This is a genomic window from Lysinibacillus sp. ACHW1.5 (genome assembly GCF_022014815.1).
GTDB classification, from domain to species: domain Bacteria; phylum Bacillota; class Bacilli; order Bacillales_A; family Planococcaceae; genus Lysinibacillus; species Lysinibacillus capsici.
The window spans coordinates 960,083-986,085 of sequence record NZ_CP091777.1; the positions used below are offsets into that span (position 1 = coordinate 960,083).

21 protein-coding genes are annotated in these 26,003 nt (G+C 37.1%); 14 read left to right on the forward strand and 7 right to left on the reverse strand.

Annotation, left to right across the window (positions count from 1 at the left end; all coding sequences use genetic code 11):
* The first annotated feature begins 1 nt into the window (after position 1).
* From L6W14_RS04425 to opp4C, 9 genes are all read left to right on the forward strand, one after another.
* The gene (locus L6W14_RS04425; RefSeq protein WP_237899576.1) at positions 2-775 is read left to right on the forward strand and encodes a dihydroorotate dehydrogenase electron transfer subunit; all 774 of its coding nucleotides are present in this window, start codon (positions 2-4) and stop codon (positions 773-775) included.
* Complete coding sequence (locus L6W14_RS04430) at positions 772-1,683, forward strand: dihydroorotate dehydrogenase (RefSeq protein WP_131521611.1); 912 nt, start codon at positions 772-774, stop codon at positions 1,681-1,683. The genes L6W14_RS04425 and L6W14_RS04430 overlap by 4 nt, the downstream gene beginning before the upstream one ends.
* The gene (pyrF, locus tag L6W14_RS04435; RefSeq protein WP_237899585.1) at positions 1,683-2,387 is read left to right on the forward strand and encodes an orotidine-5'-phosphate decarboxylase; all 705 of its coding nucleotides are present in this window, start codon (positions 1,683-1,685) and stop codon (positions 2,385-2,387) included. Before L6W14_RS04430 ends, pyrF begins: the two co-directional genes overlap by 1 nt.
* 3 nt (positions 2,388-2,390) lie before the next feature.
* Positions 2,391-3,020 carry an orotate phosphoribosyltransferase gene (gene pyrE, locus L6W14_RS04440; protein WP_016994265.1) on the forward strand — a complete coding sequence of 210 codons (630 nt, stop codon included), beginning with the start codon at positions 2,391-2,393 and terminating at the stop codon, positions 3,018-3,020.
* Between the two features lie 864 nt (positions 3,021-3,884).
* Complete coding sequence (locus tag L6W14_RS04445; protein WP_048395394.1) at positions 3,885-4,880, forward strand: ABC transporter ATP-binding protein; 996 nt, start codon at positions 3,885-3,887, stop codon at positions 4,878-4,880.
* Positions 4,881-4,884: 4 nt separating this feature from the next.
* Positions 4,885-5,874, forward strand: coding sequence for an ABC transporter ATP-binding protein (locus L6W14_RS04450; RefSeq protein WP_237899587.1), 990 nt, complete (start codon positions 4,885-4,887; stop codon positions 5,872-5,874).
* Between the two features lie 54 nt (positions 5,875-5,928).
* Positions 5,929-7,662: an oligopeptide ABC transporter substrate-binding protein gene (gene opp4A / locus L6W14_RS04455; RefSeq protein ID WP_237899590.1), complete on the forward strand. Its 1,734-nt coding sequence runs from the start codon at positions 5,929-5,931 to the stop codon at positions 7,660-7,662.
* A gap of 82 nt (positions 7,663-7,744) precedes the next feature.
* Entirely contained in the window at positions 7,745-8,710 is a 966-nt protein-coding gene (gene opp4B, locus L6W14_RS04460) for an oligopeptide ABC transporter permease (RefSeq protein WP_016994271.1), read from the forward strand.
* Positions 8,711-8,722: 12 nt separating this feature from the next.
* Entirely contained in the window at positions 8,723-9,631 is a 909-nt protein-coding gene (gene opp4C, locus L6W14_RS04465) for an oligopeptide ABC transporter permease (protein ID WP_048395389.1), read from the forward strand.
* A 549-nt stretch (positions 9,632-10,180) separates the two neighbouring features.
* Here the strand turns inward: opp4C and L6W14_RS04470 are convergent.
* From L6W14_RS04470 to L6W14_RS04500, 7 genes are all read right to left on the reverse strand, one after another.
* Positions 10,181-11,107, reverse strand: coding sequence for an ABC transporter ATP-binding protein (locus L6W14_RS04470; RefSeq protein WP_131521606.1), 927 nt, complete (start codon positions 11,105-11,107; stop codon positions 10,181-10,183).
* Complete coding sequence (locus L6W14_RS04475; RefSeq protein WP_131521605.1) at positions 11,100-12,155, reverse strand: ABC transporter ATP-binding protein; 1,056 nt, start codon at positions 12,153-12,155, stop codon at positions 11,100-11,102. Before L6W14_RS04475 ends, L6W14_RS04470 begins: the two co-directional genes overlap by 8 nt.
* 13 nt (positions 12,156-12,168) lie before the next feature.
* Positions 12,169-13,089, reverse strand: a complete 921-nt coding sequence (locus L6W14_RS04480; protein ID WP_131521604.1) for an ABC transporter permease — start codon at positions 13,087-13,089, stop codon at positions 12,169-12,171.
* Positions 13,089-14,018, reverse strand: coding sequence for an ABC transporter permease (locus L6W14_RS04485; RefSeq protein ID WP_131521603.1), 930 nt, complete (start codon positions 14,016-14,018; stop codon positions 13,089-13,091). Before L6W14_RS04485 ends, L6W14_RS04480 begins: the two co-directional genes overlap by 1 nt.
* Positions 14,019-14,150: 132 nt before the next feature.
* On the reverse strand, positions 14,151-15,809 hold the full coding sequence (locus L6W14_RS04490; protein WP_237899592.1) for a peptide ABC transporter substrate-binding protein: 1,659 nt from the start codon (positions 15,807-15,809) through the stop codon (positions 14,151-14,153).
* A gap of 909 nt (positions 15,810-16,718) precedes the next feature.
* On the reverse strand, positions 16,719-18,404 hold the full coding sequence (locus tag L6W14_RS04495; RefSeq protein WP_237899594.1) for a methyl-accepting chemotaxis protein: 1,686 nt from the start codon (positions 18,402-18,404) through the stop codon (positions 16,719-16,721).
* 254 nt (positions 18,405-18,658) lie between these two features.
* Entirely contained in the window at positions 18,659-20,356 is a 1,698-nt protein-coding gene (locus tag L6W14_RS04500) for an Rqc2 family fibronectin-binding protein (protein ID WP_237899596.1), read from the reverse strand.
* A gap of 262 nt (positions 20,357-20,618) precedes the next feature.
* Between L6W14_RS04500 and L6W14_RS04505 the strand changes: the two genes are divergently transcribed.
* The 5 genes from L6W14_RS04505 to priA all read left to right on the forward strand — a co-directional run bounded on the left by L6W14_RS04505 (position 20,619) and on the right by priA (position 25,934).
* Positions 20,619-21,494 carry a YicC/YloC family endoribonuclease gene (locus tag L6W14_RS04505; RefSeq protein WP_237899598.1) on the forward strand — a complete coding sequence of 292 codons (876 nt, stop codon included), beginning with the start codon at positions 20,619-20,621 and terminating at the stop codon, positions 21,492-21,494.
* A gap of 43 nt (positions 21,495-21,537) precedes the next feature.
* Complete coding sequence (gene gmk, locus L6W14_RS04510) at positions 21,538-22,155, forward strand: guanylate kinase (protein WP_004227379.1); 618 nt, start codon at positions 21,538-21,540, stop codon at positions 22,153-22,155.
* Between the two features lie 4 nt (positions 22,156-22,159).
* A complete protein-coding gene (gene rpoZ / locus L6W14_RS04515) occupies positions 22,160-22,387 on the forward strand; it encodes a DNA-directed RNA polymerase subunit omega (protein WP_004227380.1) in 228 nt (75 codons plus the stop codon).
* A gap of 134 nt (positions 22,388-22,521) precedes the next feature.
* Positions 22,522-23,526, forward strand: a complete 1,005-nt coding sequence (gene coaBC, locus L6W14_RS04520; protein WP_131521598.1) for a bifunctional phosphopantothenoylcysteine decarboxylase/phosphopantothenate--cysteine ligase CoaBC — start codon at positions 22,522-22,524, stop codon at positions 23,524-23,526.
* Positions 23,523-25,934, forward strand: coding sequence for a primosomal protein N' (gene priA / locus L6W14_RS04525; RefSeq protein WP_237899600.1), 2,412 nt, complete (start codon positions 23,523-23,525; stop codon positions 25,932-25,934). Before coaBC ends, priA begins: the two co-directional genes overlap by 4 nt.
* Positions 25,935-26,003 lie beyond the last annotated feature (69 nt).

A 26,003-nucleotide genomic window follows, 5' to 3' on the forward strand; every position in this document is an offset into this window, starting at 1 on the left:
TATGATACGTCAAGAGAAAATGACGGTCGTCTCTCAAAAGCAAATTGCGACAAACATTTTCGAACTGACACTTCATGGTGAACTGGTTCAGGAGATGACTCCTGGCCAGTTTGTCCATGTAAAGGTGTCGGATTCACTGGAGCCGCTTTTACGTCGACCAATTAGTATTGCAAATATTGATAAAGACAACAATGAGTTTACAATGATCTATCGTGCTGAGGGGCGTGGTACGAAAGTTCTGGCAACAAATCGAGAAGGTCAGCTGGTCAACATACTTGGACCAATTGGGAATGGTTTCCCAGTAGAAGCGGTGCAGGAGGGAGGTACTGCACTACTAGTTGGTGGTGGCATTGGTGTCCCTCCATTACATGAGCTAGCCAAGCAATTGAATGCTCGTGGTGTGAAAACAATCCACGTCTTAGGCTTCCAAACAAAAGACGTCTGCTTTTATGAGGATGAATTTAGTGCACTTGGTGAAACGCATTATGTTACGGTGGATGGCTCGAAAGGCACAAAAGGCTTTGTAACAACGGTTTTAGAGTCGTATGCTCCTGAATTTGATGTTTTTTATTCCTGTGGCCCCTTACCAATGTTAAGGGCATTAGAAGGCTTTTATCCTGAAAAAGAAGGCTATTTATCATTTGAAGAGCGTATGGGCTGTGGTATTGGAGCTTGCTTTGCATGCGTATGTAAAACAACTGATCAAGTTGAAAAAGACTATGTTAAAGTATGTTCTGATGGTCCAGTTTTCCCGAAAGGAACGGTGGCACTATGAGTCGTTTAACAATTCAAATACCAGGCTTAGATTTAAAAAACCCTATTATGCCAGCTTCAGGTTGCTTTGGCTTTGGTCGTGAATATGCACAGCTTTATGATTTGTCAAAACTAGGTGCTATCATGATTAAGGCAACAACGGTCGAAACGCGTGCAGGTAACCCAACGCCACGTGTTGCCGAAACAGCGGCGGGGATGTTAAATGCCATTGGTCTACAAAATCCAGGCATTGAAAAAGTGATGAATGAGGAATTAAAATTTTTAGAGGATTATGATGTACCTATCATCGCGAATGTTGCTGGAACAGAGACGGCAGACTATGTGGAAGTAGCACGCCGTATTTCAGCAGCACCGAATGTCAAAGCATTGGAGTTAAATATTTCTTGTCCAAACGTGAAATGTGGTGGTATTCAATTTGGAACAGATCCTGCTACAGCACGCGAGCTTGTCAAGGCTGTCAAGGCTGTGTCAGAAGTGCCAGTCTATGTGAAGCTATCACCAAACGTGACGAACATCGTTGATATTGCCCTAGCTGTTGAAGCAGGTGGAGCAGATGGTATTACCATGATTAATACATTGGTTGGTATGCGTTTAGATGAGCGTACAGGTAAGCCAGTCATAGCTAATGGCACAGGTGGACTATCTGGTCCTGCTGTAAAACCTGTAGCAATACGAATGGTTTATGAGGTGTACAAGGCTGTCAATATTCCGATAATTGGTATGGGCGGTGTAACGGAAGCACAGGATGTCATTGATTTTATGTCCGCAGGTGCTTCAGCTGTAGCAGTAGGAACAGCTAACTTTGTTGACCATTTCGTTTGTCCAAACATCATTGAAGAATTACCAGCAAAGCTGGATGCATTAGGTGTAGAACATATAACAGAGATTATTGGAAGGAGCCATCGTTGATGAATACGAAACCTATACTAGCTCTAGATTTTCCAGGAGAAAAAGAAGTATTCGATTTCCTTAAAAAGTTCGATGAGCCTCTTTTCGTGAAAATTGGAATGGAATTATATATGCAAGAGGGACCTGATATCGTACGCAAAGTAAAGGAGTTAGGTCATGATATTTTCCTTGATTTAAAATTACATGATATCCCGAATACAGTAGGCTCTGCGATGAAGGGTCTAGCAAAATTAGGGGTAGATTTAGTCAATGTCCATGCTGCAGGCGGACGTCCTATGATGGAAGCAGCTCTAGAAGGACTTGAAGCAGGAACACCAACAGGCAAACAACGTCCTGCACTAATAGCCGTTACTCAATTAACATCTACAACAGAAGAACAAATGCAAGCTGAACAAAAAATTGCTCTTTCATTGAAAGAGTCTGTCCTACACTACGCAGGGCTGACAAAGGAAGCAGGTTTACAAGGTGTTGTTTGCTCTGTCCATGAGGCTAAGGCGATTGCTGAGGTGTGTGGAGATGAGTTTCTACGTGTCACACCTGGAATTCGTTTAGCTGGTGGTGCTGCACACGATCAAAAACGTATAGCAACACCTGATGGGGCAAAGCGTGATGGTTCATCACTCATCGTTGTTGGCCGTGCTGTAACAGGTGCACAGGATCCAGTAGCAGCATATAAAATCGTAAGTGAATTATGGGAGGCATAAATTATGACATTACAAAATGAAATTGCACACGCTATGTTAAAAGTTGGAGCTGTAGAATTAAATCCTACAGAGCTATTTACATGGGCATCTGGTATTAAATCACCTATATACTGTGATACACGCTTAACAATTTCCGATCCAGTTATTCGTAAACAATTAGCAAATGGTTTAGCCTCTGTCATCAAAGAAAACTTCGGAGCGACAGAAATTGTAGCAGGAACAGCTACAGCAGGTATCCCACATGCGGCGTGGGTAAGTGATATTTTAGAATTACCAATGGTTTATGTACGCTCTAAAGCGAAGGAGCATGGCCGTGGTAATCAAATTGAAGGAAAATACGCAGCAGGACAAAAAGTAGTGGTTGTGGAGGATATCGTCTCTACAGGTGGTTCTTCCATTACAGCAGTAGAAGCATTGCGTGCAGCAGGCTGTGAGGTGCTTGGAGTTGTTTGTGTTTACACATATAATCTTCCACGCGCTGAACAAGCATTTGATGAGGCTGGCATTCAATACGTATCATTAACTAATTTTGATTATCTGATTGAAGCAGCAAATGAATCAGGCGCTATCAAAGAAGAAGATATTCCATTCTTAAAAGAGTGGCATGGAAAATTAAAAGCTGGAGAATTGTAAAAGTAGTAGTAAAACATAGAGTTACTGGAATATAAAAGAGAGCAAATGCATAGAAACAACTATCGATACTTTTGTTGATAGTTGTTTTTTGTGTTTTTTCGACGTAGTCAAAGGAAAATAAACTTTATTAACTTTTAAGAGAAGTATGGCCTGTAGATTAAAGAAATTGTAAAAATAATTTATTTTTTTAATGTAATATAAAACACTTCATTTGTTTAGTGCTTTAGTAAATAAAATTATTCGTTAATAATAATTAGGAAAATTTAGTATCATTCTATGAATTAAATAAACAATAAAAATCCTTTTATAATCATGTTTTCCAAATAAAAGTAAATTTTGACATAGTATGTGTGGATCAAATGAGTAGGTTATTATTATTTTAATAAAATAAAAAAATGATACTTTAGGCAAATAAAGTTGAAAATGAACTAATATTCAGTATGCTAAAATCTAAAGCATCCAATCTGAAATGGTATAGTTGTATGGATTATTTTGTATGTAATATTATAAGAATTGTAAAAATTCACTTGATTAAATGTATTATTTCCAGATAAAATAGCATTACGCCTAATTGTCAGAATATTATATACCGATCCAGTTACTATTACATTTGGAAAATAGGATCAATTTATGTAATGAAGATGTTCTCTTTAAAATTTGATGTTTTTTTTAGGTAATATAATTTTGAAATAGGTTTAACATCTTATGATCTAATTTTTCGGAATATTGAATCTTATGAGGGAAACCAAAAGCTAATTTCTATTTACATCTTTTACTTAAAGAATACATTTTAGACATATGTTTCTGTTGCTTACATAAAGGATGTAGTGATTTTTAGTAAAAAAATTAAAGGTGTGATATTAAATGAGCTTAATGTTAGAAGTGAAAAACCTTAAAACTGGTTTCGATATAGATGGGGATATCTATCATGCTGTTGATGATGTTTCTTTTTCAGTCAAATCAGGTCAAATTATTGGGGTAGTTGGAGAATCTGGATGTGGAAAAAGTGTCATGTCACTTTCAGTTATGCAGCTTCTTCCAAAAGGGATTGGCAAAATCACAGGCGGAGAAATTAAGTTTGAAGGAAAAAACATCGAAAATTATTCTAGCGATGACATGAATAAGATTAGAGGAAAAGATATCAGTATGATTTTCCAAGAACCCATGACATCATTAAATCCCGTTTTTACAATTGGTTCACAAATACAAGAGATTATCTTAAATCACTCTAAAATCTCAAAGGCTGAGGCTAAAAGTAAAGCAATTGACTTATTAAAACAAGTCGGCATACCCAGAGCGGATCAAATTGTAGATGAGTATCCTCACCAATTATCTGGTGGAATGAGACAAAGGGTTATGATTGCCATTGCCATTGCATGTCAACCTAAACTATTAATTGCAGATGAGCCTACTACGGCACTTGATGTGACGGTGCAAGCTCAAATCTTAGAGCTATTAAAGACAATTCAAGCAAAAAATGATATGTCCATCGTACTTATTACACATGATTTAGGCGTCGTAGCCGAAATGTGTGATGAAGTAATTATCATGTACGCGGGGAAAATTGTAGAAAAAACAAATGTAGATAATTTGTTCCACAATCCGCAGCATCCTTATACAAAGCTATTAATGGCTTCTATACCAAGAATCGATGAGGAAGTTGAAAAGTTAACGACCATTCAAGGGATTGTACCTTCATTGAAAAATATGCCCCAAATAGGTTGCCGTTTTGTGGATAGATGTCCTTCAGCTATGCCTGATTGTAGCAAGGTTACGCCGCAACTTTCCTTTATAGATGATGGACATGAGGTATCTTGTTTACTTTATGAAAGTTGCGATACTAGAAAGGGTGTGAGCTGACAGCATGAATGAAACAAGCGTAAAACAAAAAAAGGATAACTTATTAGAAATAATTGATTTGAAAACATATTACCCAATCAAAGGTGGCTTCTTAAGGCATACTGTTGGTCATGTAAAAGCAGTGGATAACATTTCTTTTTCTATTAAAAATGGCGAGACATTAGGGTTAGTTGGAGAATCGGGTTGCGGAAAATCGACAACTGGACGGACAATTTTAAGATTATTAGACTCGACGGATGGAAAAATTATCTTTGATGGTAAAGATATTACAAACTTGAGAGGGAAATCTTTAAGAGATATACGAAAAGATATTCAAATGGTATTTCAGGATCCATACGCATCTTTAAATCCTATGCAAATGGTAGGAAGCATTGTTGCAGAGCCAATTATGAATTTCAGTAACAAATCATTGAAATCATTAAAAGGCGAGGTAATGGAGCTATTAAGAAAAGTCGGCTTACCTGAAGATGCCTATTATAAATATGCTCATGAGTTCTCAGGTGGTCAGCGCCAGCGTATTGGTATTGCTCGGGCACTTGCACTTAGACCAAAGCTTATTATTGCAGACGAGCCTGTTTCAGCCTTAGATGTATCAGTACAATCACAAGTTCTTAATCTATTAAAAGAACTTCAGGATGAGTTTGATTTAACATTCCTGTTTATCGCACATGATTTAAGTGTGGTCAAGCATATGAGCGATCGAATTGGCGTGATGTATCTAGGAAATATTGTAGAAATAGCTGATAAGGAACATATTTACGATGAGCCATTACATCCTTATACACAAGCATTGATCTCTGCAATACCTGTGCCAGATCCGAGAAAGAAAAATAGTCGTATTGTTTTAGAGGGAGATATACCGAGTCCTGCTAATCCACCGTCAGGCTGTCCATTCCATCCAAGATGTCCAAAGGCAATGGCAGAATGTTCATTATCTAAGCCAGCTTTAAAGGAGGTGAAGTCGGGGCATAGTGTTGCTTGTCATTTATATTAAAAACTAAAAACGGAAAATAGTTATTGACAAAAATAAAATTACGGGGGGAAAAAAATGAAAAAATCAGCATTATGGTCATTTATGCTATTGCTAGTTATGGCATTATTTTTAGCTGCATGTAATAATGACTCATCAAAAACAGAGAAGGAAAATGAAAAGGATACAAGCGGGGATACAACGACAACAACAGATGAACCTTCTACAGAGGGTGGCATCGTAACATATGGTACAGATGTTGCACCTGAAGGCGTATATGATCCTGCTTATTCAGGTAGTATTGTAGACAGCTATATTCAAAATTTCACAATGGAAGGTATTTATGATGTAAATGATGACTTAGAATATGTTCCAAACTTAGCTTCATGGGAAATTAGTGAGGATAAATTAACGTATACGTTTACATTCCAGAAGGGTGTAAAATGGCATAATGGTGAGGAATTAACAGCTGATGACTGGGTTTTTGCTTTAGAAACTCTTGCGCATCCTGATTATGCTGGACCTCGCTACAATTATGTTGAGGGAATTAAAGGTGCCAAAGCTAAAAAAGAAGGTAAGGCTGACAAAATCGAAGGTATTGAAGTAGTAGATCCATACACTGTAAAAATCACTTTTGAACAAGTGAAAATTAATAATTTAGAAAATCTATGGTCAAATCCAATGCCGAAGAAACATTATGAAGGTATTGCTGTTAAGGATTTAGAGGAGTCAAAGCAAGTTCGTGAAAATCCTGTTGGCTTAGGGCCATTTAAGGTGAAAAAAGTTGTAGATGGAGAATATTCTGAATTAGAGCGTTTTGATGATTACTGGAAGGGCAAACCACAGCTTGATGGTGTTATTGTAAAAGTAATTGACCCATCATTAGCAACTGGTGCATTCCAAAATGGAGAAATTGACATTATGGATATTAGACCACAATCCGTAAAAGAATTAGAAGCATTAGGCAATGTACGTATTGAAGAAACTAATGGTGTGGGCTATTCATACATCGGACTTCGTTTTGGTCATCGTGATAAAGCTACATTAAAAAATGTGGCAGATTTTGATAAATTTAATGCAAAAGAATTACGTCAAGCATTATTATATGCAATTAACCGTCCAGCAATGATCGATGCTTTCTTAGAAGGAAAAGCAACAGTTGCCAACACTGTGATTCCAACTACTTTCTGGACTGCTGCACCAGAGTCAGAACTAAACCAATATGAATTCAACCCAGAAAAAGCAAAAGAGCTATTAGCATCTGCAGGTTATGTAGATAAAGATGGTGATGGTTTCGTAGAAGATCCAAAGGGACAACCATTTAAAATTTCATTTGGTCACTATGCAGGTTCAGCAGCATTTGAAGGACGTGCACAAGCAATTGTTCAATCTTGGAATGATATTGGTGTGAAAACAGAATTAGCGACAGGTAGTTTAATTGAGTTTAACTTATATAATGATATGAAAGATAATGATGATGCAGCTTTAGAGGCATTCTTCGGTGCGTGGAGTACAGGTGCTGATCCAGATCCATCAGGATTATGGGGTAATGACGCTGAGTGGAACTATGGTCGTTGGGTAGATCCTAAAAACCAAGAATTATTGGATAAAGGCTTAAGTGAAGAAGCATTTGACAAAGACAAACGTATGGCAACATATGTTGAATGGCAAAAATACTTCAACGAAGAATTACCTGCACTTCCTTTATGGGAAAACTTAGATTTATATGGTATTAATAACCGTTTACAAGGTGTTCATGTCAACGCTGTTGGCTTCCAAACGGATGTTTATAAATGGCATATTAAAGAATAAGCTAATTTGTACTTTAATTCTTGCTAACTAAGTCCTTGAAAAGAGGACTTAGTTAGTAAATTTATAGATAAGGAGACGTTACATGCTTCAATATACACTTCGACGACTACTTGGCATGATCCCATTGTTACTCCTTATTTCGTTGGTGGTATTCTTTTTAGCGAAAATGATGCCAGGAGATGCATTTGCTGGTGAAATTGATCCTTCTAATACGAATCCACAATATATCGAAGAAATGAGAGAAAAATTAGGCTATAACGATCCTATTATCCAGCAATACGGTAGATGGATTGTTAATTTTATGCAAGGGGATTTTGGTAAATCAACTGTTTATAAGAAACCAGCAGTAGAAATTATTGCGCAGCGTATACCTAATACCATATTTTTAGCTTTAACATCGTTAATTTTTACCTACATATTTGCATTTATCATGGGCATGTATGCTGGTAGAAAACCCTATACACTTGGGGATAATTTGATTGCAACGTATAATTATCTAGCTTTAGCCATTCCGTCATTTGTTGCGGGAATTGTAGCCATTTACTTTTTCTCGTTCAAGTTAGGTTGGTTCCCATTTAACGGATCTGTTGGTGTAGGGCTAGAGCCTGGAAATTTGGACTACTATATAAGTAGATTCCACCATGTTTTACTACCTGCGCTTATATTAGGATTGATGGGAACAGCATCCTATACACAATTTTTGCGGAATGACATTATTGAAAATAGTAGAAAAGATTTTGTAAGAACTGCGAGAGCAAAGGGAACAAAAGAATCGAAAATTTATAACAAACATATTTTACGAAATTCTATTATTCCTCTTATTACGTTCCTTGGGTTTGATATCGCAACATTAATTAGCGGTGCAGTAATAACAGAAACGATCTTTACGTATCCTGGAATAGGTGCTCTCTTCCTTGAATCAGTTGGAAGAAGGGATTATGCAGTCATGATGTCGATCACAATGTTACTTTCGTTTTTAACACTTTTTGGAAATTTAATAGCGGATTTATTATATGGTGTAGTAGATCCACGTATTAGATTGGATTAAGGAGGGGGAAATATGACATTGGTAACGGATCAAGAAGTTTTAACGCCAAAATCGCCAAAGAAAAGCCCCTCGCCATGGGTAATTGCGAGACGAAAGTTCTTTAAAAATAAACTAGCCTTGATTAGCCTTATATTTCTACTGATCGTTATTATCTTATCGTTTCTAGCACCATATATTACAACTAAAGATATTGTCCGGGTTGATTTTACCCAAATAAGTAAACCACCATCTAGTGAAAATTGGTTAGGAACAGATACAAATGGACGAGATGTGTTTACAAGAATGCTCTATGCTGGTCGATCCTCCTTAACAGTAGGATTAAGCTGTATGTTCTTTATTGTTTTAATTGGAACTACAGTCGGCGCTATTTCAGGGTACTTTGGTGGAAAAATAGATCAAATACTCATGAGATTTACAGATTTTATCTTAATGTTTCCATTTATGATTTTTGTAATTGTTTTAAATCAAATTCTAATTGGAAAAGTATCTGGTCTATGGACTTTGATTTTTGTTATCTCACTATTAATGTGGGGATCAGTTGCAAGGATTGTACGAAGTAGAGTGCTTGCTGAAAAGGAAAATGAGTATATATTAGCAGCTCAATCAATAGGATGTAAATCATCAAAGATTATTATGAAGCATTTACTACCTAATGTTGCTTCGACGATTATTGTACAAGCAACATTGCTGATGGCTGTAACAATCGTCGCTGAATCTGGTTTAAGCTTTTTAGGGTTAGGCGTACCAGCAGATACGCCAAGTTGGGGGAATATGCTGTCCGAAGCTAGAAACTCAGAGGTATTAAAGGAGAAGCTTTGGATGTGGGTGCCTCCTGCAACAGCTATTACGCTAGTAATTTTGTCCATTAATTTTATCGGAGAAGGCTTAAAGGATGCATTAAATCCAAAATCCAGAAGATAATCAAAAAATGGATATTAAATAAGTGACAAGAAAATAGGGCACCTTTAAATGTAAAAGTAATCACATTTAAAGGTGCCGAATTTTATAAAGGATAATAGTTTAATACATAGTAATATTGATTGTCCTTACAGAGACCATAGAGACCTGGAAATAATGTTTTGAGAGCAACTATTATGGTCTAATCACACAAGGCTTTGGACTGTGGCATGGACCAGGATAGGCAGATGCTGTGGTAGAACCAACACTAATTAATACGATTGTAAAACAACATGTAGCAAGAAGAAGTTTCATACTTTTTTTCATTGGACTACACCCCTTTATTCGTGTTAACTCTATCATAATATATTCGGGAAATTATTTAAACTAATTTTACAAAAATGGTATTTATTAACTATTTATTTTGTGTAAAATAAAAGAGTGAAGGGAATTATAGTCTACTAAAAGGTTTTAAGTTTATTTAGGTTTCATTGACGGGGATATTGGGTAACAAAGAAGTAAATAAAAAAACTCCCATCACAGTTTTTGTACTGTCGATAGGAGTTATAGCTTTTAGCGATTACCAACCCAAGTTTTTACTAGATCAGCAGTACCATAAACATAATGCTGGTCACCTACTTCATGGTAGGTTGCACTTTCGTCAACCTCTGTATGCTTGTACTGAATACGTTGACGGCGCTTCTCTGACATTGGATCAGGAAGTGGGATAGCTGATAATAAAGATTTTGTATACGGATGAACAGGGTGATTGTAAATATCATCTGCTTTACCGATTTCCATGATTTTACCACGGTACATTACAGCAATACGGTCACTGATGTATTTTACCATAGATAAGTCATGGGCAATGAAAAGATATGTTAAGCCACGTTCTTTTTGTAATTCTTTTAGTAAGTTTACAACTTGTGCTTGGATCGATACGTCCAGAGCAGAAATTGGCTCATCGGCAATGATGAATTTCGGGTCTAGGCTTAATGCACGTGCAATTCCTATACGTTGACGTTGACCACCAGAGAATTCGTGCGCGTAACGATTCGCGTGCTCTTTGTTTAAACCAACAGCTTCAAGTAACTCTTGGATTTTTGCACGACGTTCTTTTTTATCCTTGTAAAGGCCATGAATATCAAAGGCTTCTCCAATGATCTCACCAGCTGTCATACGAGGGTTTAAAGAAGCATAAGGATCTTGGAAAATCATTTGCATTTGACGGTTAAATTTCTTTAACTCATTTTTAGATTTTTTTCCATGGACATTTTCACCATCGAAAACAATCTCGCCACCTGTAATATCATATAATCGAATGATTGAACGACCAGTTGTTGACTTTCCACAACCTGATTCACCTACAAGACCAAGTGTTTCACCTTCGTAAACATCGAAGCTGATACCATCTACAGCTTTGATAGGATTACTTGGCGAACCAAAATGCTGCTGTAAATTTTTGATTTCAAGAATTTTTTTCGCACCAGTTTTAGTCATTTTCTTGTGCCTCCTTTGCTAAATACCCTTCAATACGTTTAGCAACCGCATCTGGAAGAGGAATCTTTGGTGCATCAGGATGCAACAACCAAGTCTTTGCAAAATGTGTTTCGCTTACTTGGAACATTGGTGGCTCTTGTTCATAATCAATCGCCATAGCATACTCGTTACGAGCTGCAAATGCATCACCCTTAGGTGGATTTGTAAGATCTGGTGGTGAGCCTGGAATGGTACGTAATAGCTCATCAGTATCATTATCTAAATCTGGCATTGAACCAAGTAGACCCCATGTGTAAGGATGCTTTGGATTATAGAAAATATCATTTACAGTACCATATTCAACGATTTGTCCAGCGTACATTACTGCTACACGGTCAGCGATATTCGCCACTACACCTAAATCGTGTGTAATGAAAATGATAGATGTTTTCGAGTTTTTCTGAATTTCTTTCATTAATTCTAAAATTTGCGCTTGAATGGTTACGTCTAGAGCTGTTGTTGGCTCATCTGCAATTAATAGCTTAGGATCAGCTGCAAGGGCAATGGCAATAACAACACGTTGACGCATACCACCTGAAAATTCATGTGGGTATTGGTTATAGCGTTTTTCAGGGAAGGGGATACCTACCTGTGTTAAAAGCTCAATCGCACGTTTTTTCGCTTCATTTTTAGAAACTTTTTTGTGTTGCAAAATTACTTCAGTTATTTGACGTCCGACCTTCATTGTTGGGTTCAAACTTGTCATAGGATCTTGGAAAATCATTGCAATTTCATTTCCGCGTACTTTAGACATTTCTTTATCAGTTAATGGAACTAAATCACGACCATTAAATAAAATTTGTCCTGACTCATAAATACCAGGTGGCTGTGGAATTAGTTTCATTAATGCATTACTCGTAACACTTTTACCAGAGCCTGATTCACCTACTATAGCGAGTGTTTCACCCTCCTTTAAATCAAAGTTAACACCACGCACAGCATGGACAAGTCCTGCATAAGTTTTAAAGTTAATTCTTAAATCTTTTACTTCTAGAACTGTTTTACTCATTTTGGCCACCTCCTTATTTACGTAGTTTTGGATCTAGAGCGTCACGTAAGCCGTCACCAACTGCGTTAAACGCAAAGATTGTTAGTGAAATAAATACCGCAGGGAAAATCAAGCGCCATGGGGCATTCGCAATGGCTTTATTACCATCAGAGGCCATTGTCCCCCAAGAAGCTGTTGGAGCAGGCACCCCAAGACCAAGGTAGCTTAGGAATGATTCGGTGAAAATAGCAGATGGAATTGTTAACGTCATCGTTACTAAGATTGCACCAAGGGCATTCGGTACCAAGTGTTTGATAATTAAATGGCCTGTACTAGCACCTAATGTACGAGCAGCAAGAACATACTCTTGATTTTTAATAGATAATACTTCACCACGAACGATACGAGCCATGTTAATCCATCCAGTGATGGACAGGGCAATAATCATAGGAATTAAACCAGGTTGCATAACAACTAAAAGTACGATTACTACTAAAAGGTAAGGTACTGCTGTTAAAACGTCAGCAATACGCATCATGATGTTATCAACGCGACCACCTGCTAAGCCTGAAATACTTCCCCAAATAACACCGATAATTAAGTCAATAATCGCTGCAGCAATTCCGATAAATAGGGAAATACGAGCACCTTCCCAAATACGAACGAAAATATCACGACCAAGGTCATCCGTCCCGAACCAAAATTGTGCAGATGGTGGTGCATTGAAAACACCCAGTTGATCACTTGATTTATACTGAGAAAACATTGGTACGAATGTAGCCATTAAAATAACAATGATTAAAATGATTACCCCAATGATGGCTAATTTATTATGAGAGAAACGGAGAAATACTTCTTTCCAAAAGGAGACTGATTTGTCAGCTAACTTATCCGTTGCTTCATGATTGCCACCAACAATTTTAAATTTATCTTTTTCAATTTGTTGCTGTGTCATTATTTTTTCGCTCCTTTCAGTTTAATACGCGGGTCAATCACGCTATATAGAATATCAACGATTAATACCGCAAATAAAAGGATGATGGAATAGAACACCGTCGTACCCATAATGACTGTATAGTCACGGTTTGTAATACTTTGAACGAAGTGTTTACCAAGTCCAGGAATAGCGAAGATTTGTTCAACAATGAAACTACCTGTTACAACACCAGCTGTTAATGGACCAAGGTATGTTACGACTGGTAGAAGGGCATTTCGTAATGTATGACGGAATACGATTGTCCATTTTCCAATACCTTTCGCACGAGCCATTTTTACATAATCACTATTGTTTTGTTCAAGCATACTAGAACGTGTTAATTTTGCAATAAAGCCCATGTGAGAGAAAGCGATTGCAAGAGCTGGCAATATACTATAGACGAAGCCCTTCCAGCCACTAATCGGGAACCAACCTAGCTTGAAGGCTAGGAAATACTGCATTAAACCTGCTAAGATAAATGAAGGTACTGATATACCCAGCACCGCAAAGGACGTTGCCAAATAATCCGGGAACCTATTATGATATAGCGCGGAAACTACGCCAATTAATACACCGAATCCAACTGCTAATAGCATAGCTTCAATCCCTAATGTTAATGAAACAGGGAAACTTTCAGAAATCATATCATTTGTAGAACGCGCTTTATATTTCATTGACTCACCGAAATTGAATGTGGCCGTATCGATTAAATAATCTTTATATTGTATATACCAAGGGTTATTTAATCCATACGTTTCGTTTAACTTCTCCTCAATTTGAGGTGGGAAATTACGTTCACTCGCAAAAGGACTACCAGGAGCGAGACGCATTAAGAAAAACGTAACCGTTACGATGACGAAAAGCGCGAGAAGTATATACATCAGCCTTTTCAAAATATATTTAATCACATAAAACTCCTCCTTCTATTTGTCAATTTTCAGACAAATATATGCCTTCGTATTTTAAAAAGAGCTGACTCGTGCCGAAGTGGCTACGAGGCAGCTCTTCGCTGTAGAGCTAAATAAGCGAAAGGTTGTTGATTATTTCTCTACTTTAACCTCTTTAAGAGAGATGTTACCAAGGATGTCTGCCTTCATGTCTTTCACATAATCTTGTACTACAGAAAGGTTCGTGTAGTAGTAAATTGGAACAACTGGGAACTCAGAAACAGCAATTGCTTCAGCTTGTTTTAAAAGCTCAAGACGCTTGGCTGGATCTGCTTCTGTATTAGATTGATCTAATAATTTTTTGTATTCTGCATTTTCCCAACCTGTATCATTGTTACCGTTTGCAGCAGTGTCATACATTTCTAAGAAAGTATAAGCATCGTTGTAGTCACCAACCCAGCCCATACGGCCAACTTGGTAATCTAATTGGTTAAGTTTTTCTAAATATACTTGCCATTCAGAGTTATCAAGACTTACAGTGATACCAAGGTTTTTAGTCCAGCCCTCTTGAACGAATTGTGCGATAGCAGCGTGTGCTTCACTTGTGTTGTAAGAAAGGTTAATTTTAATATCTGCTGGGTTTGTAATTCCAAGTTCTTTCATACCAGCTTCAAGTGCTGCTTTAGCACCTTCGATATCATTATCTTTGTAGTAACCACGGTCTTCTTCAAAGCCATGAACGGCGATAGGAACCATACCTAATGCAGGTTTTTGCTCACCTTTAGTAACATTATCAATTAAAGTTTGACGGTCAACTGCTAATGCTAACGCTTTACGGATGTTAGCGTTTCCAGTGATTTTATCTTTTGTATTTAGCTTGTACCAATAAACAGAAGCTTGGTCTTCAATACGTAATTTCCCATCTGCTTTGAATCCATCGATTGAGTCAAGTGCAACACTTTGGAAAGGTGCACCTACATAATCAAGTTCTCCAGCTTTGAAGCTTGTAGCTACAGTTGTTTCAGATTCAACCATACCAATATTAACAGTCTCTAAAGAAACTTTATCAGCATCCCAGTATTCTGGGTTTTTCTTTAATACGATTGTATCATTGTGTCTCCATTCAGCTAATGTGAAAGGACCGTTTGTAACAAAGTTTTCACCAGCATCTGTGTACCACTCATCATTACCTTCAACTACTTTTTGGTTTAATGGTGCATATGTTTTGAATGCTGTTAATTCTAAGAAGTAAGGTGTTGGATTTTCTAAAGTTACTACTAATGTTTTTTCATCTTGAGCTTTAACGCCTACATCATCAGCAGAACCTTCACCGTTGTTATATGCTGTAGCACCTTTAATTGGGTAAAGGATTGAAGCATATTCAGAAAGATTGTCTGGGTTTAATGCCCATTTCCAAGCGTATTCGAAGTCACCAGCTACTACTGGATCTCCGTTTGACCATTTAGCATCACGTAATTTGAACGTGTATGTTTTTAAATCTTCACTAACTTCCCAGCTTTCAGCAGCAGCAGCAACTGGACGAGCGTCTGCATCAAGTGTTGTTAATCCTTCAAAAGTATTTGTAAGAATAACACCAGAAGTTGTATCTGTTGCTAATGCAGGATGAAGTGATGGTGGCTCAGAAGCTACAGCTACATTTAATTCGCCGCCTGAAGTTGTTTCAGAAGAACCTGAATCTTTTTCATCGTCTTTTGATTTGTCAGACGAATCTCCACCGAAGCCACATGCAGCAAGTACTAAAGAAAATACTGCAAGGACTGTTAGTAATAAAAACTTTTTGTTTTTATTCATGTGAATCCCCCTTATACAATTTTTAAGCCTTTTGTGAAGCTCCTATTTAATATACCAAAAAAATCATTGTGTACAAAATAAAAAAGATTCGAATTTATATAGTATTATCTGACATTTAGGAGAATAATAAATTTTTCCGATTTATCACGCTAAAGAGGCGAAGTGTATATATATTAAAAATTTGATATTTACTTATTCTGAATATCAAAAATAAAGTAAAAATAAAAAAATGATTTACTATACGGAAAATTCCTATTTTTTTGATAATATTATCGATATTTGAAAAATGAATCAAAAGTCATAGATGTAATACCTTGAGGAATTTGTATAGATTTGTAGAAAATCTATGTAAAACTCAGTGAATTAGATTCTTTTACAGGCAATTTCTTGTAATTTATTATCGCAAAACATGAATATTTTTATCTATTAATGATATATAAGAAACTTGTTTTGTATTTTTCTAGGATTATCCATTTGTGGGGAAGGAAAAGAAAAAAATGAGCATTTGTATGAAAAAAGGTACCCATACTAAGAAAAAATTGGATTTAGTGACAAGCTAGTTTACGAGATTAAGTTTTTTTGAAATAATTTTAGAGCTAGTTGTATATACATGCATATATGCAGTTGGTTACTGTTTTATTCATCAGTCAAAAAAGAAAAGAAATGCTTCATTTAGCCTTATATTCTTTCTCAGAGAACCGTTTAAATCGTATTGTTTTTTTGAGGATGTCATTTGTCTTACTGAAGAGGATTGATAATGCAAATAATTACTAAAAATCAGTTTATTCATCGAATGAAAACGTTAACAATAGCTATTCAAAAGGATATTCTTCCGCATTTTAAGTAGTGTACTATGAAAAAAATATAAAAAAACAGTGCATCCCAACTATAAAATGCACTGTTTTCTATTTAAAGTTTAAATTGATTGATTTGATTCTGTAAATCTAAGGACTTTTCACTTAGATCTGCGGCAACTTGGTTTACTTGTTGTACTGTTATAGATTGTTCTCTTGTTGCTGAAGCTACAATTTTTGTATTATCCGCGCTCGTTGAAGCACCATGGGCGATTTCTGCAACGGATGCTGCAACCTGTTCAGCGCTAGCTGAAATTTCTTCAGAGGTAGCTGATATATCTTCTATCTGATCTGTCATCGTATTAATTGCTTTCACAATTCCTTCAAAGGCTTGTCCTGCATGTCCAATGATTTTAACGCCCTCTGTGACAGAATGAAGTCCATCAAAGACAGCTTTTTCTACATTATGTGTATCCTGTTGAATATCTAGGGTTAAGGCAACGATTTGGTTGGCGGATTGTTTTGATTCCTCAGCTAACTTACGAACCTCATCTGCTACTACCGCAAATCCTTTGCCATGCTCTCCAGCTCTAGCCGCTTCAATGGCTGCATTGAGTGCCAATAAATTTGTTTGATCGGTAATGGCTGTAATAACTGCTGTGATCTGACTAATTTCATCTGACTGCTTACTCAATTTTTGAACAAGATTATTAATCGTTTGTGTTGATTCATGGATGACGTTCATTTGTTGCTGAGCTTCTTCTATCGTCTCGTTTCCATTTGTTGCTAATTCAGAAGTTGTTATAGCGTTTTGATGTAGTTGTTGAGTTGCCTCAGCTATTCGTTGAACACCTACAGCCGTTTCATCCATTGCGTGTGCGCTTTCGTTAGCTGCAACTGTAGCTGTCACTGCAGTATCAGCTGTATCATTAATCCGTATTGTAATTTCATCAGCAGTGGCAGTAATTTCTTCAGTTGAGGCAGAAAGTTCCTCTACTGAAGCTGTTAAATGCTCCGCATTGTCCTGTATATGCGTTAATAAATTTTTCAGATTACCCTTCATGGCATTAAAAGATGCTGAAAGCTGACCAATTTCATCTTTTGATTGATGGGTAATATCTGGATGAATTAATTCACCATTAGCTACATGGTTTGCTGCCAGAACGACAGATTTTAAAGGGCGTGAGATTGTTCGTTGTATATAGAAAATAAGGAAAATACCTAGAGCGATACCAATAATGATTGCGATAATGGAAATAAGTTGGGAATTAAACACAGCCTGTTTAGATTCTTTTGTCACAATATCTAGTTGTTCCTTTTGATAGGTTCCAATTTTATCGGATACATCTTGTATACCTTTATTAGCTTGTTGTACTTCACCATTTACCTTCTGCAAAGCACCTTCTAGATTACCAGCTTCAAATAGAGCTATTGCTTCGGTTGCTGCCTTGTTAAAAGTATCATTATAAACTTTTAATTCCTGTGCATATGTTTCCATTTCGGCTGAATTCGATTTTTCAATGATTTCTTCTACATGTGTGTCGAGCATACTTGCATATTTTGAGAAACTCTCTTTGTTAGCAGGTTTGTCTTCGATGATGATGGCACGAATGAAAAGACCTTGCATAGCCATTTCGTATTGAATATCATCTGCTAATTCTACAAGGGCAACATGTCCTTCTAATGCATTTTCAATCTTTTTTTCAATGTTTGAAAATAACAGGAACATAATGAACAAAGAAATGATTAATGTGAGAATAATTGCAAAGAAACCAAAGCTTAATTTTTTACCTACAGACATATAGATACGCCCTTTCCTTAAATGCTCTATAAAATTTTTTATACTTTAATTTAGCGTTTCTCAGTAGTAGAAGTCAATATTCGTTGAAGGAAACAGTGCAGATTATTCATGTGCTTTTATATTGTTATTATAATAAGGAAGATTGTCTGTAAAAATCAATCAAAAGAAGGTTGTTTTCATCGTTTTATAGTACTGATTACGTGTACGCGTTATAAAAAAGAAGAAACCGATACAATTTGTATCGGTTTCTTCCTTTATGACTGTTTCTTTAACTGTAAAATGACTGCCTCATCAGGGTCAATATACAGTGTCTTTTGTTCAAAATAGATGACGAAACCAGGTTTAGCACCATTTGGTTTTTTGACCTGTCGTATTTCGGTATAGTCTACAGGGACAGAAGAGGATTCTCTGGCCTTAGAAAAATAGGCGGCTAATGTGGCAGCTTCTCGCAATGTCGTTTCATCTGGTTCACTTGAATGAATGACAACATGAGATCCAGGAATATCTTTTGTGTGTAACCAAATATCAGTTCGTTTTGCTAGTTTAAATGTCAGCATGTCATTTTGTTTATTGTTTTTCCCAACAGAGATTGTTACACCTGTAGAAGAAACATAGCGTTCTGGTTCAGGTTTTGCTTGTTTTTTCTTTTTCTTCGCATGACGTAGTTTTAAGTAACCTTGCTCTGCTAGCTCTTCACGAATTTCCTCAATATCTCCAGGGGAAGCCTGCTGAACTTGCTGAGCTAGCATTTCGAAGTAAGAAATTTCATCAGTTGTTTTTTCTAGCTGCTCTTGAACCATGACTAAAGCATTTTTTGCCTTTGTATATTTTGTATAATAGCTTTGGGCATTTTCAATCGGTGTTTTACGTTCGCTTACTGGAATCGTTATTTCTTCGCCAGTTTCACTATAGTAATTTGTAACAGTAACTTCCTTAACTCCTTTTTCAAAGGCATAGATGTTAGCCATTAATAGCTCACCATATAGTTGGAATTGATCGAGCTTGGAGGCACGTTCATAATCCTTTGTTAATTTTTTTGTTTTTAAAGCTAGTTTATCAATCTCATTTTGTAGCCAGCGCTCTAAATCGCCTGCTTGTTGTTTTACACGATCTCGCTCTGCACGTGCAAAGAATACACGATCAAGAAGCGCATGGACATTAGGATAGATTGTTATATCCCCATCATGCAAGTGCGTTAATTCGATAGGGGAAAAGTATACTTTCTGATTAAAGAGTACGTACATAGGCTTTATTCCACCGTTCGCAAAGGCGGTCATAAAATCCTTGAAACATGCTAGCGTATTTGAAGTCGTCTTCATTCGATACAATAATTCTTCCGCGTGAAGAGGTGAAAAACCAGCTAATTGTTGCACTAGCTCTTTAGAGGTTTTTCCTTCAGCAAAAAATGCTGTTAGTTCTTCATCTGTCACTGTTAAAGGATTCCATTTGTTTTGTGGGGGTGGCGCAATATACGGTTGCCCTGGTAGTACAGTACGGAAGCTATTGACTGAAGGCGGTAGATGTTTTAGGCTGTCAATAATTTTTCCCTGCTCTTGATCAATCAACAGTAGATTACTATGTCTACCCATAATTTCAGCATGTATTTCTCTTACAATTGGATCTCCAATTTCATTTTTACTTTCAATTTCTACTATTATAATGCGATCAAAATCACGCTGTTTTATAGAAGCAATAAAACCACCCTCTATATGCTTACGCAAAAGCATACAAAACATTGGCGGCTCTGCTGGATTTTCAATCACATGTTCAGTAAGGTGTACACGTGCATAAGAAGAGTGGATGGAAAACAGTAATTTATGATTCTTTCCGTTCGCTCGCACATGTAAAATAACTTCTTGTGCATTAGGTTGATGTATTTTGGTAATCCGACCAGTGACTAGCTGTTGTAGGTCGGCAGTTATTGAATAAGTAAATAAGCCATCAAATGCCATATGAATTCCTCTTTCCAACGATATCAAGCATCTTGGTACTTTCGTATTTTTTTTCTTAATGTATCTGCATTTACTATTTTTAAGCTTCCGCAAATACTCTTTTGGTATGTTTATCATAGCATTTTTTAGGTGAATATTAAAATATAGCTTCAATTGTGGTAGAATTAGCTTTTACTTTATCCAAATTTTTTTGGAGAGTCGTCATAATCGACAAAGCTTATGTTATAATAATCCCAGTATGCAAAGAAAGGTGTGACGAACCTTGGTGCGTAGTATGACTGGTTTTGGCAGAGGTGTCACAACAACTAGAGACTTTCAATTAACCGTGGAAATGCGCTCGGTCAACCATCGTTTTTTAGAAATTAATGCAAAATTTCCGAAAGAATGGCTTGAAGCTGAAATTTTTGCAAAGAAACTAATTACTCAAGCTTTGTCACGCGGCAAAATTGATGTGATGGTATATGTGAAGGACTTAGAGAACGTAGAGCAATCTATTGAGATTAATTGGTCATTAATTGAAGCGTATCGTAAGGCAAAAGAGCAATTAGCAAGTAAAGTACCACTTGAAGAAAAATGGACGATGCAAGAGCTTTTATCGTTAGAGCAGGCACTTGTACAGCAAAAACCCCAGATTACACCAGAGGATTTGCTCAGTGCTGTTGAACAAGCGATTTCACAAGCAATTGAACAGCTCGTTCAAATGCGTGAGCGTGAAGGGCAAGAATTACAAGAGGTTGTTGTACAATATAAGGAACAGTTAATGGAGCAGGTCAATCAGATTCGTTTGTGTTCTTCACTTGCTGTTGAAAAATATCGTACACGATTAATAGAGCGAATTAATGAAGTTGCAAATGGCACATTGCTAGAAGATCGTTTACTGGCGGAAGTAGCAATTTTTGCAGAACGAGTAGACATCTCCGAAGAGTTAGACAGATTAGATAGTCACTTCAATCAACTGGAGGAAACATTACTTGAAAAGATTTCGGTTGGGCGTAAATTGGACTTTTTAATGCAGGAAATACATCGCGAGATTAATACGATTGGTTCAAAAAATCAATCTACAGAAGCAGCGGTTGCTGTTGTTCAGGCGAAAACAATTTTAGAAAAGATGCGTGAGCAAGTGCAAAACATCGAATAACTTGCACGTATCTGTTATAAATTAAGGGAGATATAGAGAATAAATGATAAAAGAACGTGGATTATTAATTGTTCTGTCTGGCCCCTCTGGTGTAGGTAAAGGGACAGTGCGAAAAGAATTATTTTCTCAGCCGAATACGAATTATGAGTATTCCATCTCGATGACAACACGAAATCCTCGCGAAGGTGAAGTAGATGGTGTAGACTATTTTTTCAAGACACGTCATGAATTTGAAGTGTTAATTGAACAAGGTGGCTTATTAGAGCACGCTGAATTTGTCGGTAACTATTATGGAACACCATTAGCTTATGTAAATGAAACACTTGATGCAGGTCGTGATGTATTTTTAGAAATCGAAGTGCAGGGTGCAGCACAAATCCGTAAAAAAGCACCAGATGCCTTATTTATTTTCTTAGCCCCTCCAAGTTTAACGGAATTAAAAGATCGTTTAGTTGGACGTGGGACAGAAACAGAGGATATCATTGCCAAACGAATCGCTACTGCAAGTGAAGAGCTTGAAATGATGAGCTTGTATGATTATGTTGTGGAAAATGATGAAGTGACGAATGCCTGTGATCGTATAAATGCGATTATTAAAGCCGAGCATTGTCGTAGAGAACGTGTTGAAAAAAGATATTTGTCAATGTTGAGAGGAGAATAAAACAATGCTATACCCATCAGTAGACGCTTTAAAAAAAGAAATCGATTCAAAATATTCATTAGTGAGCCTTGCTTCTAAACGTGCTCGCCAAATGCAAGAAGAGCAAGACACAGAACGCTTACACAAGTATGTTTCCCATAAATATGTAGGGAAAGCACTTGAAGAAGTAGCGGCAGGTGTACTTACGAAAGTATCACAGGATGAGTCAACTGTGTATGAGGACGAAATCTAACATCGTGTAAAGTGCTTTACTATGTTTACAAGCATGTTAGTCTAGTTAGCAGTTGATTTTGATTATACAGAATGCCGAAAGCTCCCAGGGAATCCTTCTTTGGGAGCTTATCGTTTGAAAGGACGACACCTAACATGAATAAAAATATTTTACTTTGTGTTTCAGGCGGGATTGCCGTATACAAGGCTGTGGCACTCGTAAGCAAGCTATCACAAGCAGGAGCCAATGTAAAAGTCATCATGACAGCTTCTGCTAGAAAGTTTGTAAATCCATTAAGTTTTCAAGTGATGTCCAAAAATGATGTTTATTTTGACACGTTTGATGAAAAAGATTCAAGTGTGATTGCTCATATAGACTTAGCAGACTGGGCTGATTTAATTTTAGTAGCGCCTGCTACAGCAAATATAATAGGAAAAATGGCCAATGGTATAGCAGATGATATGATCACAACAACCCTGCTTGCTACGACAGCACCCGTATGGATTGCACCAGCCATGAATGTACACATGTACGACCATCCAGCGGTAAAACGTAATTTGGATAGGCTATTAGCTGATGGCTACAAATTTATTGAGCCTTCCGAAGGGTTTTTAGCATGCGGCTATGTCGGGAAGGGACGTCTAGAGGAGCCAGAAAAAATCACTGCACTTGTTCAAGATTTTTTTTCGGGAAAAACTAAACAACTGACAGATAAAACAGTCATAGTGACAGCAGGTGCCCTGCATGTACCATTGGATGAACAGCATGTAATTAGCCCACAGGCAAATGGAGCCATAGGACGAGCTTTAGCACATGAAGCAAGAATGCTAGGCGCACATGTAATTGAAATAGAAAATTCTAATTTGTTTGATGCTATACAGCAACTAGAAGCTTATAAAATCCAATACCCTCAAGCAATATTAATCCATGCGGCAAATGTGCCGACTATAAAGGAAACGCCGATCATTTCGGTAGAAGGCATAAAAGCGATCACTTTCGGACAAAAAGTGCAAGGAACACCAATGCTTAACATACTTTCTGAAAGTTGGATTGATTTTAGTGAAAAAGCGCAGCTTAACGGACAGTTTTTAGCTACAATGAACCCACAACTTTTTGCTCAGACATTATGGTCTTATATTATAAAGGGTGAGGAACAATGAGCTTTTTGATAGCAGAGATCATTGTAGATGTCTCTACTTACCATGTAGACCGTCCATTTGATTATCAAGTACCTGTAGAATGGGTTAGTGTTATCGAATTAGGAAGTCGTGTTAAAGTGCCATTTGGTCCACGAAATGTCCTGGGTTTTGTTGTTGGATTGAAGAAAGAAACAGATGTACCGTTAAATAAACTAAAGGCAATCAATCAAATTTTAGATATGGAGCCAGTCCTGACAGAAGAGATGTTGCGAATGGCGAAGTGGTTGAAGAACGATACGATTTGCTATGAAATAGATGCCTTACAAGTGATGTTACCATCTGCACTTCGAGCCAAGTATGAAAAAATGATTAAGCTACAACAAGGTCAACAATTGCCACTAGAGGTACAGGCTATATTCGGCAAGCGTCAACGGGCAAATTTTAAAGAATTTGAACGAGCAGGTTTACTACCCCTATTAAAACATTTGGTTGCAGAAAACATTGTTACAATCGAAAATGTTGTCAAGCAACAGGGAAATGTGAAAGAAATTCGAATGGTTCAAATAACAGCAGACCAACAACTTATTGAACATGCTTTAGAGCAGTCATCCAGAGCAGTTAAACAACGGCTATTACTGCAATGGATGTGCCAACACTTAGGAGAGGTTTTTTCTCCTCAACAAATTTGTGATGAAGCAGGGGTCTCTATATCAGTATTAGAGGCAGTAATTGACAAGGGAGCTGCTCAATTTATTCAAGAGGAAGTATTTCGTGATCCATTTACGAAGGAAGTTTCACGTACACAAGCCTTACAATTAACGGGAGAGCAACAGGTTGCTCTCAAAGCTATTACTACAGCTATGGATCAGCAAATAGCGCAAACCTTTTTATTACATGGTGTAACAGGGAGTGGCAAAACAGAGGTTTATTTGCAGGCTATTCAAAAGGTATTAGAAGAAGGAAAAGAAGCCATTATGTTGGTACCTGAAATCTCTTTAACTCCACAAATGACCGAACGATTCCGCAGTCGCTTTGGTGAGCTGGTTGCTGTGATGCATAGTGGATTATCTGTAGGGGAGAAATATGATGAATGGCGTAAAATCCAACAAGGCAAAGTGAAGGTCGTAGTTGGAGCTCGTTCAGCTATTTTTGCTCCCTTTACGAATATAGGGCTTATTATATTGGATGAGGAACATGAATCAACTTATAAGCAAGAAGATTCACCGCGTTATCATGCAAGAGATGTAGCCATCTGGCGTAGCGAATTTTATAACTGTCCTATTATTTTAGGGAGTGCAACACCAGCATTAGAATCATTTGCAAGAGCTAAAAAGGGAGTATATAAGCTACTCTCCTTAAAACATCGTGCTTTACATCAGGCTTTGCCGACTGTTTTTATTGCAGATATGCGTGAAGAGCTGAGACAGGGTAATCGTTCGATGTTTTCCCAATCACTGATTGAAGCAATCCGTTTAAGACTTGAGAAAAAAGAGCAAATGGTGCTGTTTTTAAATCGTCGTGGCTATTCATCATTTGTACTCTGTCGAGATTGTGGAACAGTTGTCCAATGTCCAAATTGTGATATTTCATTAACCTATCATCGAACAACTGAAAAATTGAAATGTCATTATTGTGGTTACGAGGAACATGTTCCTCAAATATGTCCGCAATGTCAAAGTGATCATATTCGTTATTTTGGTACAGGTACACAAAAGGTGGAAGAGGAACTGTACAAGTTGTTTCCTGAGGCAAGAGTATTACGTATGGATGTAGATACTACGAAGCATAAAGGGGCACATGAAGAAATATTGGAGACATTTGGGGCAGGGCAAGCAGATATTTTGCTGGGTACTCAAATGATCGCGAAAGGTCTGGATTTTCCAAATATTACACTTGTCGGTGTACTTAGTGCTGATACATCCTTACATTTACCTGATTACCGCGCAGCAGAGCGAACATTTCAGCTATTAACACAGGTAAGCGGCCGGGCTGGGAGACATGACAAGCTAGGGGAAGTCATCATTCAAACGTATACACCTGAGCATTACGCAATTGAATTAGCTAAAACCCAAGAGTATGAACCATTTTATGAACGTGAGATGTTTTTACGTCGCAGATCCAACTATCCACCTTATTATTTTGTAGCTCTTATTCAATTATCCCATGAAGATGTCATGATGGCTGCTGAATATGCTGGTCGAGTGGCTGATTGGTTACGAGGAAACTTATCGAATCAAGTAGCAATAATAGGACCAACAACTGCGAGTATTGCTCGTCTCCAAAATAGATATCGTTATCAATGTTTGATAAAATATAAAATTGAACCAAATCTAATTCCCGTGTTACAACGTTTACTTGCTATGTATAGAGCAGAGTGGATTAAACAAGGAATATTAATGACGGTAGATTTAGATCCGTCTACTATATAGTTAGCGTGTAAGAATAGCACGATTTTTAATAAAAGTATCAATTAGCTAGTGCACTAGCTTTAAAGCAGA

Coding starts and splice junctions, on each gene's coding strand:
- L6W14_RS04425 (WP_237899576.1), top strand. CDS start 2: ATGATACGTCAAGAGAAAATGACGGTCGTCTCTCAAAAGCAAATTGCG.
- L6W14_RS04430 (WP_131521611.1), top strand. CDS start 772: ATGAGTCGTTTAACAATTCAAATACCAGGCTTAGATTTAAAAAACCCT.
- pyrF (WP_237899585.1), top strand. CDS start 1,683: ATGAATACGAAACCTATACTAGCTCTAGATTTTCCAGGAGAAAAAGAA.
- pyrE (WP_016994265.1), top strand. CDS start 2,391: ATGACATTACAAAATGAAATTGCACACGCTATGTTAAAAGTTGGAGCT.
- L6W14_RS04445 (WP_048395394.1), top strand. CDS start 3,885: ATGAGCTTAATGTTAGAAGTGAAAAACCTTAAAACTGGTTTCGATATA.
- L6W14_RS04450 (WP_237899587.1), top strand. CDS start 4,885: ATGAATGAAACAAGCGTAAAACAAAAAAAGGATAACTTATTAGAAATA.
- opp4A (WP_237899590.1), top strand. CDS start 5,929: ATGAAAAAATCAGCATTATGGTCATTTATGCTATTGCTAGTTATGGCA.
- opp4B (WP_016994271.1), top strand. CDS start 7,745: ATGCTTCAATATACACTTCGACGACTACTTGGCATGATCCCATTGTTA.
- opp4C (WP_048395389.1), top strand. CDS start 8,723: ATGACATTGGTAACGGATCAAGAAGTTTTAACGCCAAAATCGCCAAAG.
- L6W14_RS04470 (WP_131521606.1), bottom strand. CDS start 11,107: ATGACTAAAACTGGTGCGAAAAAAATTCTTGAAATCAAAAATTTACAG.
- L6W14_RS04475 (WP_131521605.1), bottom strand. CDS start 12,155: ATGAGTAAAACAGTTCTAGAAGTAAAAGATTTAAGAATTAACTTTAAA.
- L6W14_RS04480 (WP_131521604.1), bottom strand. CDS start 13,089: ATGACACAGCAACAAATTGAAAAAGATAAATTTAAAATTGTTGGTGGC.
- L6W14_RS04490 (WP_237899592.1), bottom strand. CDS start 15,809: ATGAATAAAAACAAAAAGTTTTTATTACTAACAGTCCTTGCAGTATTT.
- L6W14_RS04495 (WP_237899594.1), bottom strand. CDS start 18,404: ATGTCTGTAGGTAAAAAATTAAGCTTTGGTTTCTTTGCAATTATTCTC.
- L6W14_RS04500 (WP_237899596.1), bottom strand. CDS start 20,356: ATGGCATTTGATGGCTTATTTACTTATTCAATAACTGCCGACCTACAA.
- gmk (WP_004227379.1), top strand. CDS start 21,538: ATGATAAAAGAACGTGGATTATTAATTGTTCTGTCTGGCCCCTCTGGT.
- rpoZ (WP_004227380.1), top strand. CDS start 22,160: ATGCTATACCCATCAGTAGACGCTTTAAAAAAAGAAATCGATTCAAAA.
- coaBC (WP_131521598.1), top strand. CDS start 22,522: ATGAATAAAAATATTTTACTTTGTGTTTCAGGCGGGATTGCCGTATAC.
- priA (WP_237899600.1), top strand. CDS start 23,523: ATGAGCTTTTTGATAGCAGAGATCATTGTAGATGTCTCTACTTACCAT.